This is a genomic window from Kitasatospora sp. NPDC059160, assembly GCF_042755465.1.
GTDB lineage: Bacteria > Actinomycetota > Actinomycetes > Streptomycetales > Streptomycetaceae > Kitasatospora.
Genome location: NZ_JBHZCN010000040.1, coordinates 63,736 through 79,443 on the forward strand (window position 1 = coordinate 63,736; position 15,708 = coordinate 79,443).

11 protein-coding genes and 4 tRNA genes are annotated in these 15,708 nt (G+C 71.9%); 8 read left to right on the forward strand and 7 right to left on the reverse strand.

Annotation, left to right across the window (positions count from 1 at the left end; genetic code table 11):
* Positions 1-204 precede the first annotated feature (204 nt).
* A complete protein-coding gene (locus tag ACFXOZ_RS19150) occupies positions 205-918 on the forward strand; it encodes an IclR family transcriptional regulator (protein ID WP_030306825.1) in 714 nt (237 codons plus the stop codon).
* Between the two features lie 160 nt (positions 919-1,078).
* Here ACFXOZ_RS19150 and ACFXOZ_RS19155 read toward each other — a convergent pair.
* The 7 genes from ACFXOZ_RS19155 to ACFXOZ_RS19185 all read right to left on the reverse strand — a co-directional run bounded on the left by ACFXOZ_RS19155 (position 1,079) and on the right by ACFXOZ_RS19185 (position 4,511).
* Positions 1,079-1,153 (reverse strand) — tRNA-Gln (locus tag ACFXOZ_RS19155).
* 66 nt (positions 1,154-1,219) lie between these two features.
* Positions 1,220-1,292 (reverse strand) — tRNA-Glu (locus ACFXOZ_RS19160).
* Between the two features lie 27 nt (positions 1,293-1,319).
* A tRNA-Glu gene (locus ACFXOZ_RS19165) sits at positions 1,320-1,392 on the reverse strand.
* A gap of 48 nt (positions 1,393-1,440) precedes the next feature.
* Positions 1,441-1,512, reverse strand: a tRNA-Gln gene (locus ACFXOZ_RS19170).
* A 251-nt stretch (positions 1,513-1,763) separates the two neighbouring features.
* Positions 1,764-3,263 carry a glutamate--tRNA ligase gene (gltX, locus tag ACFXOZ_RS19175; protein ID WP_380525281.1) on the reverse strand — a complete coding sequence of 500 codons (1,500 nt, stop codon included), beginning with the start codon at positions 3,261-3,263 and terminating at the stop codon, positions 1,764-1,766.
* Entirely contained in the window at positions 3,256-4,056 is an 801-nt protein-coding gene (locus ACFXOZ_RS19180) for a fumarylacetoacetate hydrolase family protein (protein WP_375891711.1), read from the reverse strand. Before ACFXOZ_RS19180 ends, gltX begins: the two co-directional genes overlap by 8 nt.
* A 236-nt stretch (positions 4,057-4,292) precedes the next feature.
* Complete coding sequence (locus ACFXOZ_RS19185; RefSeq protein WP_375891710.1) at positions 4,293-4,511, reverse strand: hypothetical protein; 219 nt, start codon at positions 4,509-4,511, stop codon at positions 4,293-4,295.
* Positions 4,512-5,150: 639 nt separating this feature from the next.
* On the opposite strand from ACFXOZ_RS19185, the gene ACFXOZ_RS19190 reads away from it, so the two are divergent.
* The 7 genes from ACFXOZ_RS19190 to ACFXOZ_RS19220 all read left to right on the forward strand — a co-directional run bounded on the left by ACFXOZ_RS19190 (position 5,151) and on the right by ACFXOZ_RS19220 (position 15,658).
* On the forward strand, positions 5,151-9,050 hold the full coding sequence (locus ACFXOZ_RS19190) for a nitrate- and nitrite sensing domain-containing protein (RefSeq protein ID WP_380591588.1): 3,900 nt from the start codon (positions 5,151-5,153) through the stop codon (positions 9,048-9,050).
* A 10-nt stretch (positions 9,051-9,060) separates the two neighbouring features.
* Complete coding sequence (locus tag ACFXOZ_RS19195) at positions 9,061-9,474, forward strand: roadblock/LC7 domain-containing protein (RefSeq protein WP_030248297.1); 414 nt, start codon at positions 9,061-9,063, stop codon at positions 9,472-9,474.
* A gap of 161 nt (positions 9,475-9,635) precedes the next feature.
* A complete protein-coding gene (locus ACFXOZ_RS19200) occupies positions 9,636-10,061 on the forward strand; it encodes a DUF742 domain-containing protein (protein ID WP_375891707.1) in 426 nt (141 codons plus the stop codon).
* Entirely contained in the window at positions 10,042-10,626 is a 585-nt protein-coding gene (locus ACFXOZ_RS19205; protein ID WP_375891705.1) for an ATP/GTP-binding protein, read from the forward strand. The genes ACFXOZ_RS19200 and ACFXOZ_RS19205 overlap by 20 nt, the downstream gene beginning before the upstream one ends.
* A 436-nt stretch (positions 10,627-11,062) precedes the next feature.
* Positions 11,063-14,416, forward strand: coding sequence for a nitrate- and nitrite sensing domain-containing protein (locus tag ACFXOZ_RS19210; RefSeq protein ID WP_375891703.1), 3,354 nt, complete (start codon positions 11,063-11,065; stop codon positions 14,414-14,416).
* A gap of 10 nt (positions 14,417-14,426) precedes the next feature.
* Positions 14,427-14,840 (forward strand): roadblock/LC7 domain-containing protein, encoded by a 414-nt coding sequence (locus tag ACFXOZ_RS19215; RefSeq protein ID WP_097236138.1) that lies wholly within the window; start codon positions 14,427-14,429, stop codon positions 14,838-14,840.
* 161 nt (positions 14,841-15,001) lie between these two features.
* Positions 15,002-15,658 carry a DUF742 domain-containing protein gene (locus ACFXOZ_RS19220; protein ID WP_380525286.1) on the forward strand — a complete coding sequence of 219 codons (657 nt, stop codon included), beginning with the start codon at positions 15,002-15,004 and terminating at the stop codon, positions 15,656-15,658.
* Positions 15,659-15,708 lie beyond the last annotated feature (50 nt).

The window sequence follows — 15,708 nt, forward strand, 5'->3', positions numbered from 1 at the left end:
CCGGCCTTCTCGTGTCGTCGAGGTCATTGCGCGCCCGCCCGTGGGGAGCGTGTTCGCGAGACCTGCACGCCGGATCGCTGTCCACGATGCGGACACTCTGACGAGGCCCCATCCTGGATGTCTCCCGGGCTGCTGCATCCAGAGTGGCGCTTTTCCCGGAAGATTGAACTTGCGTCTCGCGGAATGAGACTGCAGTCTTAGGGCATGGACAACTCTAGCGGCGTCGGCGTTCTCGACAAGGCCGCTCTGGTGCTCAGCGCACTGGAGTCGGGCCCCGCCACGTTGGCGGGGCTGGTCGCCGCCACCGGTCTGGCGCGCCCCACGGCCCACCGACTCGCCGTCGCACTCGAACACCACCGTCTGGTCACCAGGGACATGCAGGGGCGGTTCATCCTCGGCCCCCGCCTGTCCGAACTCTCCGCCGCGGCGGGCGAGGACCGGCTGCTCGCCACCGCGGGCCCGGTCCTGACCCACCTGCGCGACGTCACCGGCGAGAGCGCACAGCTCTACCGCCGGCAGGGCGAGATGCGGATCTGCGTAGCCGCCGCCGAGCGGCTCTCCGGTCTGCGGGACACCGTCCCGGTCGGCAGCACCCTGCCGATGAAGGCCGGCTCGGCCGCCCAGGTCCTGCTGGCCTGGGAGGAGCCCGAGCGGCTCCACCGCGGCCTCCAGGGCGCCCGCTTCACCGCCACCGCGCTCAGCGGCGTCCGGCGGCGCGGCTGGGCCCAGTCGATCGGCGAGCGGGAGCCGGGCGTCGCGTCCGTCTCCGCTCCCGTGCGCGGCCCCTCCAACCGCGTGGTGGCCGCCGTCTCCGTCTCCGGCCCGATCGAGCGCCTGACCCGCCACCCGGGCCGGCTGCACGCCCAGGCCATCATCGAGGCCGCGAACCGGCTCACCGAGGCCCTGCGGCGCAGCTGATCCGGCGGACTCCCCCACCCACCCCGCCGACTCCCCCGAACCCGAATCCCCCACTCCCCCACCGCACGCGAAAGGGCCCCGCTCGGATCGAGCGGGGCCCTTCGCACACCTGCGCGGCGGAAAAGCAAAAAGACCCCGCGGACGGGGTCTTCCATATTTCTGGCTGGGGTACCAGGACTCGAACCTAGACTAAATGAACCAGAATCACTCGTGCTGCCAATTACACCATACCCCAACGCAAAGCAAGGGCCGATGGGCATGTCCTAGAGAAGAACACAGCCACCGGCTTCGTGCTTTGAAGTACCCCCGACCGGATTCGAACCGGCGCTACTGCCGTGAGAGGGCAGCGTGCTAGGCCGCTACACAACGGGGGCTTTCCAGGCGATCCCTTGCGGGATCAGTACCCCCGACCGGATTCGAACCGGCGCTACTGCCGTGAGAGGGCAGCGTGCTAGGCCGCTACACAACGGGGGCTTGGATCTTCATTTGTACTGCTGGGTGACCGTTGCCGATCGTACTGCGCTGGGGTACCAGGACTCGAACCTAGACTAAATGAACCAGAATCACTCGTGCTGCCAATTACACCATACCCCACCAGAGTTGAACCCCTGCGGGCCCTTCTCAGGCGTTGCGCCTCTCGGTCGGTCCCGTTCCGAGGGGCTTTCGCTCCCTCGTCCGTTCCCTCCCGGGCGGCGCAGAAAGAACATTACCCGACGTCTGCCCTGGCTCCAAAATCGATAACCGCAGGCAGCGGTGGGGAGGCCGTCCGATGACCTCCGGGTGCGCCGCGGGCCCGGCACGGAGCCGGGCCCGCGGGCTGCTCAGGAGGCGCTTGCGCGGGCCGTTCAGGCCGTCGGCAGCGCGTCCAGGGCGGAGCGGAGCCGGCGCAGCGTCTCGGGGCGGCCGAGCAGCTCCATCGACTCGAACAGCGGCGGCGAGACCCGGCGGCCCGTGACGGCCACCCGCAGCGGCGTGAAGGCGAACTTGGGCTTGATGCCCAGGCCCTCCACCAGGGCCTCGCGCAGCGCGGCCTGGATCGGCTCCGGGGTGAAGTCCGCGAGCTCCTCCAGCGCCTTGACGCTGGCCTCCAGCACCGGGCCGGCGTCTGCGGTCAGCACCTTGGCGGCGTCGTCCGGGTCCACCGCGAAGTCGGCCGGGTCGACGAACAGGAAGCCGGCCATGTTGACGATCTCGCTCAGCACGACCATCCGCTCCTGGGTGAGCGGCGCGATCCGGGCGAGCAGGTCCAGCTGCTCGGCGGTCGGCTCGGCCGGCAGCAGGCCGGGGCCCTGGAGGAACGGCACCAGGCGGCGGACGAAGTCCTCCGGGGCCAGCCGGCGGACGTGCTCGGCGTTGATCGCCTCGCACTTCTTGAGGTCGAAGCGCGCCGGGTTGGAGTTCACCTTGGCGACGTCGAAGGCGGCGACCATCTCGTCCATGTCGAACAGGTCGCGGTCCTCGGCCAGCGACCAGCCCAGCAGGGACAGGTAGTTGAGCAGGCCCTCGCGGATGAAGCCGCGCTCGCGGTACAGGTTGAGCGAGGACTGCGGGTCGCGCTTGGAGAGCTTCTTGTTGCCCTCGCCCATCACGTACGGCAGGTGGCCGAAGCGCGGGGTGGCGCCCTCGCCGACGCCGATCTCGGCGAGCGCCGCGTACAGCGCGATCTGCCGCGGGGTGGAGGACAGCAGGTCCTCGCCGCGCAGCACGTGGGTGATGCCCATCAGGGCGTCGTCCACCGGATTGACCAGGGTGTACAGCGGGGCGCCGTTGGCGCGGACGATGCCGTAGTCCGGGACGTTCTCCGGCTCGAAGGTGAGCGTGCCGCGCACCAGGTCGTCGAAGGAGATGGTCCGGTCGGGCATCCGGAAGCGCAGGATCGGCTCGCGCTTCTCCAGCTTGTAGACGGCGACCTGCTCCTCGGTCAGCTCGCGGCAGTGGCCGTCGTAGCCGGAGGGCTTGCCGGCCGCGCGGGCGGCCTCGCGCCGGGCGTCCAGCTCCTCGGTGCTGCAGTAGCAGTGGTACGCGTGGCCGGCCTCCTGGAGGCGGCGGGCGACGTCGGCGTAGATGTCCATCCGCTGCGACTGGCGGTACGGCGCGTGCGGGCCGCCGACCTCCGGGCCCTCGTCCCAGTCCAGGCCGAGCCAGCTCATGGCCTCCAGCAGCTGGGTGTACGACTCCTCGGAGTCGCGGGCGGAGTCGGTGTCCTCGATCCGGAAGACCAGCTTGCCGCCGGTGTGGCGGGCGTAGGCCCAGTTGAACAGAGCCGTGCGGACCATGCCCACGTGGGGGTTGCCGGTCGGGGACGGACAGAAGCGAACCCGGACGGCCGGGTCAGTGTTAGCCACGCTTGATCACCTTGTTGGCGAGAGTGCCGATGCCTTCGATGGAGACGGCGACCTCGTCGCCGACGTTGAGCGGGCCCACCCCTGCGGGCGTGCCGGTGAGGATGACGTCGCCGGGCAGCAGCGTCATGGCCTCGGAGATGTGGACGACCAGTTCGGCGACCGAGCGGATCATCAGGGAGGTGCGGCCGGTCTGGCGGAGCTCGCCGTTGACCGTGCAGGTGATCGCCAGGTCGGACGGGTCGAGGTCGGTCTCGATCCACGGGCCCAGCGGGCAGGCGGTGTCGAAGCCCTTGGCCCGGGCCCACTGGCCCTCGCGCTGCTGGACGTCCCGGGCGGTGACGTCGTTGGCGCAGGTGTAGCCGAGGATCACCTCGGGCACCCGGTCCAGCGGCACCTCGCGGCACATCCGGCCGATCACCACGGCGAGTTCGGCCTCGTGGTGGACGTCCGAGGAGAACGGCGGGTACGCGATGTTCTCGGTCGGGCCGATCACCGAGGTGGACGGCTTGAAGAAGGTGAGCGGGACGTCCGGGACGTCGTTGCCCAGCTCCGCCGCGTGCGCCGCGTAGTTGCGGCCGACCGCCACGATCTTGTTGGGGAGCATCGGGCTGAGCAGCCGGACGTCCTGGAAGCGGTAGCTCTCACCGGTGGGCTGGGGTTGGCCGAACGGGTGACCGGCCAGCTCGTGCACGACCAGCGAGTCGGGCCGGGACGGATCCCCCTCGACCACGCCGAAGGAAACGCTGCCGGCGGCAGGGCTCCCCTCCCGGACGGAAAACCTGGCAATGCGCACGGCTGGGCTACCCCTCGCTTCGTCGGCCGCCCGGGGCGCCCCCGGGCGCTGCTGGGCGCCCCGCCCGCCACGGGCGCGGCCCCGTCAATCGCGCCCAGGCTATCGCGTGGGGCCTCCCGCGACCCCTTCGGCCCTGTTCAGCGCGGTCGGGGCGGAGGGCCCCGACCCAGGACGCACGAGGGCGCCGCCACCGCTGTTCGCGGTGACGGCGCCCTCGGGTCGCGCCAGGGGCGGGATCAGTCCCGGGGGGTGATGACGGGGGCGACCATCAGCTGGACGCGGCGCGGGTTGGCGGTGACGGCCGGCAGCTCGGTGCCGTAGGTGACGACGTCCTCGGGCTTGCGGGCACCCGGGATCCTGCTGAAGTCCTCGACCGAGGCCAGCGTGGTCCGGCGCGGGTTCGCCGTGGAGCGGCAGGACAGCGTGGACTTGGTGGCCTTCTTCGCCAGGGACATCGAGAGCACCTCGTGGTCGTGGCCGGGCGGTCCGCCAGGGATCCGCACCGGCCTGCGTGATTCCGATTGATTCGGAGGGGTTCTGGGCAGGCTGATCGGGGCCGTGCTCAGGAGACAGCCAAGGTTACGAGATCTCTTTCCATACGGGCCGTGACCAAAGCTACACATTCACCTGTGATTTTGCTCACAAATTGACGCACAAATCACGAATATCCGACATATCGCCGGATCGGAATTTCCCGACAATTCGCCCGGAACGGTCATTTCGGCAGGTCTGCGACTCTTGTCGATCTCCGGCCACGTTGGCATGTATCCGGCGAGTGTCCGAAAAAGGCGGTATTCCGGTCCGGTTACCGCACAGTCAGTGAGATCACGCATGCGTTCGGTAGTACCCGACCGTCGGTTCCGGCGGCCCTTGTTGGGATTCCCTCGCTGTGCTGGAATGCCACGGACCGTGGGTAGGGAGCAGTCCACCCCGGCGACCCGCTCTCCCGGACCGGCCGGGGTGCGGAAGGAAACTCGACACCGTCCAGGCCGTGGCGACGCGGCGGGACGCCCGGTCCAGAGGTTGCGACGCCAGTGCAGGGACGTTTCAAAAGGGGTAGCGGCGCCGCGGGTAACCCGGAGTCGCGCGAGCCCGTGGCAGCCCCTCAACAGGCGGCGGCCCCCGGCGGCCCGACCGACCCCGTGACGCCCGAGGCCCTCGCCCGGCCGGACGACGACGGCCAGGAACGGAAGTCCGCCCGGGACAAGCTCCGGACCACCCTGACCAGGCGCCGCGCCACCGGTCTGAGCCGGCTCGCGATGCGCAACTGGCGCATCCGCACCCGACTGATCGCCCTGCTCGCGCTGCCGGTCATGGTCTCGCTGGTCCTCGGCGGCCTGCGCATCCAGACCTCGATGCAGAACTCGCAGCAGCTCGCCCAGATGGCCAACCTGTCGGACCTGGCCAAGAAGGCGACCAACCTCGCGGACGCCCTGCAGACCGAACGCGACATCAGCGCCGGCTACATCACCAACCGGCCGAACGACCCGCTGGACGACGAGATCGTCGCCGCCCGCAAGAGCACCGACGACCTCAGCCGCACCTTCACCGCCTCCTCCGACAAGTTCGAGAACCTCCAGCTCTCCGGCGGGAAGGCGCTGCTGTTCCAGATCCGCAAGGACCTGAACTCGATCGCGGACGCCCGCAACACGCCGTACCAGAACAACCAGAACATCCAGGCGACGATCACCGCGTACGACGTGATCATCCGCGACCTCCTGGGCATCACCCAGGACATCGCGCTCGCCTCGAACAACCAGGACCTGCTCATCGCCACCCGCGCGCTGCAGCAGTTCTCGCTCGCCAAGGACGCCACCTCGCAGCAGCGCGCGCTGATCAGCGCCGGTCTGGGCAACCCCAAGGCCCCCGACCTGAGCGCGAGCGACGAGTCCTTCGGCATCCGCCTGCGCACCACGTACGACAACGCGCTGACCAGTTTCAACAACATCTACACCTCGCACGACCTGGACAACCTGCGCGGCCAGCTGAGCTACAACAACGTCATCGCCGAAGCGGACCGCTACTCGCGCTCGATCCTCCAGCCGGGCGGCATCCACCAGACCGAGGCGGTCTCGTACAAGGACTGGTACGAGAAGGCCACCACCAAGATCACGGCCGAGCGCCGGATCGAGGCCAAACTGATCGAGGACCTCGACGGAAAGGCCCAGGACCTCCAGTCCCAGGCCGACACCGAGGCCCTGATCATCGGTGCCGCCGTCGCCCTGACCCTGATCATCGCCCTCGGCGGCGCCGGTCTGATCGCCCGCTCGATGGTGCGCTCGCTGACCCGCCTGCAGACCGCGGCCGAGGACGTCGCCGAGCGCCGCCTGCCCGAGCTGGTCAAGACGCTCTCCGAGAGCGACCCGCACGACGTCGACACCACGGTCGAGCCGGTCGCCGTCGACTCGACCGACGAGATCGGCCACGTGGCCCACGCGTTCGACATGGTGCACAGCGAGGCCGTCCGCCTCGCCGCCGAGCAGGCCCTCCTGCGCGGCAACATCAACGCGATGTTCACCAACCTCTCGCGCCGCAGCCAGGGCCTCATCCAGCGCCAGCTGTCGCTCATCTCCGAGCTGGAGAGCCGCGAGGCCGACCCGGACCAGCTGGCCAACCTGTTCAAGCTCGACCACCTCGCGACCCGCATGCGCCGCAACGGCGAGAACCTCCTCGTCCTCGCCGGTGAGGACCCGGGCCGCCGCTGGACCCGCCCCGTCCCGCTGGTCGACGTGCTCCGCGCCGCCGCCTCCGAGGTGGAGCAGTACGAGCGCATCGAACTCGCCGCCGTGCCGTCGGCCGAGGTCGCCGGCCGCGTCGTCAACGACCTCGTCCACCTGCTCGCCGAGCTGCTGGAGAACGCCACCTCGTTCTCCAGCCCGCAGACCCGCGTGCGGGTCACCGGCCACGCCCTGCCGGACGGCCGGGTGCTGGTCGAGATCCACGACACCGGCATCGGCCTCAGCCCGGACGACCTGGCCGAGATCAACGAGCGCCTGGCCAACCCGCCGACGGTGGACGTCTCGGTCTCCCGCCGCATGGGCCTCTTCGTGGTCGGCCGCCTGTCCCTGCGACACGGCATCCGGATCCAGCTGCGTCCGAGCGACTCCGGCGGCACCACCGCGCTGGTCATGCTCCCGGTCGACGTCACCAACTCCGCCGACCGGCGCGGCCCCGGCGGCCGTCCCGGCCCCGGCGCACCGGGCAAGCAGCAGCGCGGGGCCGCCCCGACGCCGCGCCAGCAGCGCCAGGTGCCGCCCGCCCGCCAGGGCGGTCCGGCCGCGCTCGGCCAGGGCCCGGCGGGCGGTGCCCCGCAGGGCGGCCGTCCGCAGCTCGGCCAGGGCGGTCCGTCCGCCCCCGCCGCGCCGACCGGCCCGGGTGCGCCCGGCGGCCGGACCGGCGGGCCGGCCGGTCTGCCGACCCGTCAGGTCGGCCAGTCGCTGCGCGAGACCCCCCCGGCCCCGCAGGGCCAGCAGGCTCCGGGCCGGTCCGGTCAGGACGGCCTGCCGCAGCGCACCCCCGGCCAGCAGGGCCCGCAGGGCCCGGGTCAGCCGGGCCGGCGCGGCCAGGGCCGACCGGCCACGGCGCCGCAGGGTCAGGGCCCGCAGGGAACCGGCCAGCAGGCCCCCGGTCAGCCCGGTCAGCAGGGACCGGGTCAGCCCGGTCAGCAGGGCCCCGGCCAGCCGCAGCAGGCGCCGCAGGGCGCGCTGCCGCAGCGCTCCCCCGGCCGTCAGGGCCCGCCGCAGGGCGGCCCGAACGGCCTGCCGCGCCGCGGCCAGGGCCGCCCCGGCCAGGAACGTCCGCGTCCCGGCGGCGAGTTCGACGGTGCTCCGGGCGCTCCCGCGCCGCGGACCGGCGAGCAGCCGCAGCACGGCCGCCCCGGCGGTCCCGGCGCCCCGCAGCAGGGTGCCCGTCCGGGCAACCGTCCGCAGGACGGCCTGCCGCAGCGCACCCCCGGCCAGCAGGGCCCGCAGGGCCCGGGTCAGCCGGGTCGGCCCGGTCCGCAGGGTCCCCAGGGGCCTCAGGGTCCGCAGGGCCAGCGCCGCCCGCAGCGTCCCGGCCCGGAGGCGCCCCAGCAGGGCCGCCAGCCCCAGCCCCAGCTGCCCCCGCAGCAGCAGCCCCAGCCGCTGCCGTCGGCCGAGCCGGCGTCGGTGGAGAGCACCCAGCAGTTCGCCCGGCCGCGCTTCGAGGCCAGCCAGATCGACCCGCGGGACCCGCTGGGCCTCGGCCTGGTGGAGCCGGTGCTGCCGAACGTGCCGGGCCCGGCCCAGCCGCAGCCCCAGCAGCCGCAGCCGGCCCCGCAGCAGCAGGCGCCGCAGCAGCCGCAGCGCCAGGAGCCGATGGCCCTGCCGACCGGCCCGTCCGAGGCCACCGGCGAGCAGCCCTGGTACCCGCAGCAGGCCGACGGCCAGCCGCAGGGCCGGCCCCGTTCGTACCAGCCGCGCCGCCCCGGCACCTCCGCGCCGGACCTCCAGCAGCCGGACCTCCAGCAGCCGGGCCGGCCGCAGCGGGCCCCGCAGCAGCAGCCCCGGCAGGAGCGCCCCCAGGCCCCCCAGGGCCAGGCGCCCCGGCAGCAGGCCCCGCAGGCCCAGCAGGCCCCCCAGCAGCAGGCCCCGCAGGGCCAGCCGCAGCCGGGCGTCGGTGACGCGCCCTGGCGCCCGTCCGCGAACGACGAGCGCTGGCGCCGTGCCGAGCAGGTCCGCGAGCCCTCGACCAGCGGGGTCACCATGTCCGGCCTCCCCCGGCGGACCCCGCAGGCCAACCTGGTCTCCGGCACCGCCGAGGCCTCGCCGCTGACCGGTCCCCAGGTCTCCCGGGCCCCCGAGGAGGTCCGCGGCCGCCTGACCAACCTGCGCCGCGGCATCCAGCAGGGCCGGCGGGCCGGGGCCGAGCAGGCCGCCAACCAGCCGGGCTCCCAGCATGGTGCCCAGCAGCCCGGATTCGATAGTTTCGGTGGCCGGAGCGACGGCAACGGCGCAGATCACCAGGAGCGTTGAGTTGAACCAGATGAGCCAGGCCGCACAGAACCTGAACTGGCTGATCACCAACTTCGTGGACAACACCCCCGGGGTGTCCCACACCGTGGTGGTCTCCGCCGACGGCCTCCTGCTGTGCATGTCCGAGGGGTTCCCGCGCGACCGCGCCGACCAGCTCGCCGCCGTCGCCTCCGGCCTCACCTCCCTCACCTCCGGCGCCAGCCGGATCTTCGAGGGCGGCGAGGTCAACCAGACCGTCGTCGAGATGGAGCGCGGCTTCCTGTTCCTGATGGCCGTCAGCGACGGCTCCGCCCTCGCCGTCCTGGCCGCACCCGACTCCGACATCGGTCTGGTCGGGTACGAGATGGCCCTGCTCGTCGACCGGGCCGGCGCCGTCCTCACCCCCGCACTCCGCGCGGAACTCCAGGGCAGTCTCCTGCACTGACCGGAACCCACGCGGACCATCCACCGTTCCACCCCGCACCGGGTCCGACCCGACCGGACCCGGCGCCTCACCCTCAGCTACCCTCAGGCAGCTGATCCCGCCTCAGCTGGCACCGCCCCAGCTGGAACCGGCTGCCCAAGGCCGCAGCACAAGGAGGACCCATGACCCCGCCCTCGACACCCGCCGGCTCGTACGGCAACGGGTACGGCAGCGGCTACGGCGGGCAGCAGTCCGACGGCTACGAGCAGCAGCCGCTGGTCCGCCCCTACGCGATGACCGGCGGCCGGACCCGCCCCCGCTACCAGCTCGCGATCGAGGCCCTGATCTCGACCACGGGCTCGGCCGAGCGCACCACCGGGCTGCTGCCCGAGCACGCCCGGATCGTCGGTCTCTGCCGCGAGGTCAAGTCCATCGCGGAGATCTCCGCACTGGCCGGCGTTCCGCTCGGTGTGGCCCGGATCCTCGTGGCCGACCTGGCCGAGGCCGGTCTCGTCGCCATCCACCAGCCCGCCGCCGCGGGCGAGTCGGGCGGAACGCCCGATGTCACGCTGCTCGAAAGGGTCCTCAGTGGACTTCGCAAGCTCTAACGCGGCCGCCCCCACCCGCGCCACCACCTCCGCGAAGATCGTCATCGCCGGCGGCTTCGGCGTCGGCAAGACCACGCTCGTCGGCGCCGTCTCCGAGATCAACCCCCTGCGCACCGAAGCCGTCATGACCTCGGCCTCCGCCGGCATCGACGACATCAGCCACGTCTCCGGCAAGACGACCACCACCGTCGCCATGGACTTCGGCCGCATCACCCTCGACGAAGACCTCATCCTCTACCTCTTCGGCACCCCCGGACAGGACCGCTTCTGGTTCATGTGGGACGACCTCGTCCGAGGCGCCATCGGAGCCGTCGTCCTCGTCGACACCCGCCGCCTCGCCGACTGCTTCCCCGCCCTCGACTACTTCGAGAACAGCGGCCTGCCCTTCGTCGTCGCCCTCAACGGCTTCGACGGCCACCAGCCCCACACCGGCGACGAAGTCCGCGAAGCCCTCCAACTCGGCCCCGACACCCCCGTCGTCACCCTCGACGCCCGCCGACGCGACAGCGCCAAGAGCGCCCTCATCACCCTCGTCGAACACGCCCTCCTCGCCCGACTCCGCTGACGGGCCGGGCACACGGGCACCGGTGGGCGCGCGAGCACCCGCGGGAACCGAGCGGCCCCGGCGAACCGTCACACTGACGGGTCGCCGGGGCGGCGGTGCTTTACCGGCCGGTGTCCTCCCGGGGCCGCGCGCAAGACCCGTGTATAAGCAGCGGATAACAGTTCGGTAGGCATTTTGTGATCAACAATGACGCAGCGTGGCGAATCAGCGTCACTCAGCGCCAGATCACCACGGTTTTGCTCCGTCATGTCGTTGATTGTCCGTATTGTTCCGACGCGGGTGCCTTGCGACGGCTGTTTGTCCCCCATCCCTGCACGTGCTGAAATTCCAGCTACCCCTGAACATCCCGCTCCGGCCGTCCGGCGGCGGGCCAGGGCCCCGGGGGTAGCGCTGGATTGATCCATGGCCGGCAAGTCGGCCGAGAGGTAGTAGTCGAGTGAGGCGTAAGCAGCAACCCGCCCCGCAGCGGCGCTCCGAGCCCCGCCAGAGCGCGCCGAACGGCGGCGCCGCGGAACCGGCCGGATTCTCCGCGTTCACTCCCACCGAGGAGCGTCCCCAGACCACCCCGGCCCCCAAGCCCCCGACGGCCTCCACGGAGCCGCGCACGGGTGCGGCGGGTCAGTCCGGCGAAGGCGGGCCGTCCAGCCGGTACGACTTCCTCCGTCCGCGCAACTGGCGCGTGCCGACCCGACTGATCGCGATCCTGCTGATCCCCGTGATCATCAGTCTCGTCTTCGGCGGTCTGCGAGTGAACACCTCGGTCGACGGCTACATCAAGGCCTCCAAGGCCGAGAAGACCGCCGAGCTCGCCAAGGCGGCGACCGAACTCGCCGAGGCGCTCGAGAACGAGCGCGACAAGACCCTGATACCCCTGCTCACCGGGCAGGACCCGAACAACGAGGTCGCCAAGCGCCGCGCCGACACCGACGCCGCGCTCAAGGCCTACAACGCCGCGTACGACGCCTCCGACAAGTCCGGCGAGCTCCCGCGCCGCCACGAGGCCTTCCAGACCCTCGTGGTCGACCTCCCGCACCTGCGGCAGGTCGCGTACGGCAGGGAGCTGTTCGCCAGCGCCACCGCGAGCGCCTACTCGGCGATGTTCGCGCCGCTGCTGGCCTACGACAACTCGGTCGGCAACGGCTCCGCCAACGCCACCAGCAAGGGCCGCGCGATCTACGCGATGTCGCTGGCCAAGGCCTCCGCCTCGACCCAGCGCTCGCTGATGCTGAGCCTGCTGGTCGGTGCCTCGCAGGGCGTGACCACGCGCTACGAGAACCAGGACATGACCCAGCAGATCCTGGTCGCGGAGAAGCTGGAACAGGTCTCGCTCTCCGAGTTCAACACCGGTGCCGCCCCCGAGGACGCCCGCAAGTACGCGGACGCCCAGGTCGCCCTGGCCACCGCCCAGGACCGCTCGGCGTACAAGATGCCGAACGGCACCGCGCCCACCATGGGGGGCCTGCTGGCGCTGGCCGCCAACTACGCCGAGGCCGCCGCCATCGGCCAGCAGAAGGGCAAGGCCGCCGCCGACGCCGCGTACGCCGAGGCCAAGAACTCCGGTCTGACCCCGGACAACTGGAACCAGGCCGCCGGAACCCACATCCAGGCCCTGCGGAACACCGAAGTCGCGCTGCTGGACGCCGTCCTCACCGACTCCCGCAACCTCAAGGACAACGCGCTCTACGACGCCATCCTCAACACGGTCATCGTCGTCGCCGCACTGATCCTGGCCGGCCTGCTCACCGGCTACGTCGCCCGCTCGATGATCCTCGGCATGCGCACCCTGCGCAGCGCCGCCCTGGAGATCGCCGACCACCGCCTGCCGGACCTGGTCGAGAAGCTCTCCAAGACCGACCCGGACCGGGTCGACACCTCGGTGAGCGCGATCCCGCTGCACGGCAAGGACGAGATCGGCGAAGTCGCCCGGGCCTTCGACCAGGTCCACCAGCAGGCCGTGGCGCTCGCCGCCGAGCAGGCCCTGCTGCGAGGGAACGTCAACGCGATCTTCACCAACCTGTCGCGCCGCAGCCAGGGCCTGATCCAGCGCCAGCTGGCACTGATCACCGACCTGGAGAACAACGAGGCCGACCCGGACCAGCTGGAGAACCTCTTCAAGCTGGACCACCTCGCGACCCGTATGCGCCGCAACGGTGAGAACCTCCTCGTCCTCGCCGGCGAGGAGGCCGGCCGCCGCTGGAACACCCCGGTCCCGCTGGTCGACGTGCTGCGCGCCGCCGCCTCCGAGGTGGAGCAGTACGAGCGCGTCGAGCTGTCCGGCATCCCCGAGGTCGAGGTCGTCGGCGCCGCCGTGACCGACCTCGTCCACCTGCTCGCCGAGCTGCTGGAGAACGCCACCTCGTTCTCCAGCCCGCAGACCCGGGTGCTGGTCAACGCGACCCGCCTGCCGGACGGCCGGGTGCTGGTCGAGATCCACGACAAGGGCATCGGCCTCACCGCCGACGACTTCGCGGAGATCAACGAGAAGCTGGCCGAGCCGCCCACGGTCGACGCCACCATCTCCCGCCGCATGGGCCTCTTCGTGGTCGGCCGGCTCTCCCAGCGGCACGACGTCCGCGTCCAGCTCCGCCCGTCCGGCGAGTCCGCCGGCACCACCTCGCTCGTCATGCTCCCGCCGTTCGTCACCAAGTCCGCGATGGCGCCGGAGCCGGAGGAGCAGTTCACCGTCTCCCGGATCTTCGCCGACCAGGAGCCGACCGCCGAGTGGGCCCCGGACAACGGCGGCCGCAGCGCCGCCGAGCTCGGCTTCGACGACCACCTCACCGGCATCGGCAACGCTGGCTCCTCCGGGTTCAGCCCGGCCCTGGAGGCCGTCCAGCGCTCGCAGCGCCTCGACCAGGTCCGCCGCGCGGCCCTGGAGGGCGGCCCGCAGGAGCAGGTGCTGGACGCCGAGGTCGAGGAGGACTACCAGCAGGGCTACGACCAGTACGCCCCGCAGCAGGGCTACCAGCAGGGCGGCTACGCCGACGAGCAGTACGGCTACGACCAGAACAGCTACCAGCAGGACGAGTACGCCCAGGACGGCTACGGCCAGTACCCGCAGCAGCAGGGCTACCAGCAGGACGGCTACGCCGACGACCGCTACGGCTACGACCAGGGCGGCTACCAGCAGGACGAGTACGCCCAGGACGGCTACGGCCACCAGGCCGTGGAGGCCCCCGCGGGCCACCCGTACACCCCGGAGCCGCCCGCCCTGCCCACCGCCGAGCCCGCGCCGGCCCCCGCCGCCACCCTGCCGTCCGGGCTGCCCCAGCGCCGCCCCGGCCAGCAGCTGGCGGGCGGCGGCCCGGGCAGCGCCCCGGTCGGTCTGACCCCGTCCGGGGACACCCCGAACTGGTTCGCCGGCGCCAAGGACACCTCGGCGCCCGTCGAGTCCCGCGGCCACGACGTGTCCGCACTGGGCGGCTACGGCCCGACCGGCCCGACCGCCTCCCCCTGGCAGTCGCCGAACGACGGTGACTGGCAGCGGGCCGAGCAGCTGCGCGAGCCCTCGTCCGCCGGCACCACCGGGGCCGGACTGCCCCGGCGCGTGCCCAAGCAGAACCTGGTGCCCGGCAACGCCAAGCCGACCCCGCAGGAAGGGCCGCAGGTCTCCCGCAGCCCCGAGGAGGTCCGTGGCCGCCTCACCAACCTGCGCCGCGGCGTCGAGCAGGGCCGCAGCGCCGGCAACACCGGAAGCTTCCGGATCGACCCCGATCAGGTAGACCAGTCCGGCAACGGACAGAACCGGAGCACCGATCTCTTCGGCGGCTCGAACCACCAGGAGCGTTGAGTTGACTCAGATGAGCCAGGCCGCACAGAACCTGAACTGGCTGATCACCAATTTCGTGGACAACACCCCCGGGGTGTCCCACACCGTGGTGGTCTCGGCGGACGGCCTCCTGCTGTGCATGTCGGAGGGCTTCCCGCGCGACCGCGCCGACCAGCTCGCCGCCGTCGCCTCCGGCCTCACCTCCCTCACCTCCGGCGCCAGCCGGATCTTCGAAGGCGGCGAGGTCAACCAGACCGTCGTCGAGATGGAGCGCGGCTTCCTGTTCCTGATGGCCATCAGCGACGGCTCCGCCCTCGCGGTGCTCGCCTCCCCCGACTCCGACATCGGTCTGGTCGGGTACGAGATGGCCCTGCTCGTCGACCGGGCCGGCGCCGTCCTCACCCCCGCGCTCCGCGCAGAACTCCAGGGCAGTCTCCTGCACTGACGGTTCGTCGGATACCGTCCAGGTATTCGAAGTACCTCCGCGTCCTTCCCGGGCCCGCTTCGGCGGGCTCGGGTTCGGACGTTGTACGGCCTTCGCACCACCGGCTCCGGACTCGTACCGAAGCCCGCACCGCACCGCCGCACCTTGTGAGGAGAGGAACCGTGACACCGCCCGACGACCGCAGCGGCCAGTACGGCGTTCCGTACCCTGGCACGGGCCACGACGCCTTCGGAGCACCCGGCGCCGGCCACGGTCAGCAGTACGGTCGGCACCAGTACGGGCAGCCCCAGCAGCACCCGTACGCCCGGCCCGAGGAGCAGTACGGGCAGTACGACCCGTACGCCCGGCCGCAGCCCGCCTTCGACACCCCGCCGCCCGGCCACCCGACGCCGCCCGGCCAGGTGCCCGCCCAGGCCCCCGGCCACCGGCCGGCCCAGGAGCCCGGGTACGTCGAGGAGTTCGAGGACGAGCAGGATTCCGGCCCGCTGATCCGACCGTTCGCCATGACCGGTGGTCGCACCCGGCCCCGCTACGAACTCGCGCTGGAGGCCCTGGTCTCCGCCGACGTCGATCCGCAGCGCCTGTCCACCCTCCTCCCCGAGCACCAGCGGATCTGCACGCTGTGCACGGAGGTCAAGTCCGTCGCCGAGGTCTCGGCGCTGCTCTCACTTCCCCTGGGAGTCGCCCGGATCCTCGTGGCCGACCTGGCCGAGGCCGGCCTCGTCGCCATCCACCAGCCCGCTTCCGGGGGCGAATCCGGAAACCAGCCCGACGTCACGCTGCTCGAAAGGGTCCTCAGTGGACTTCGCAAGCTCTAACGCGGCCGCCCCCACCCGCGCCACCACCTCCGCGAAGATCGTCATCGCCG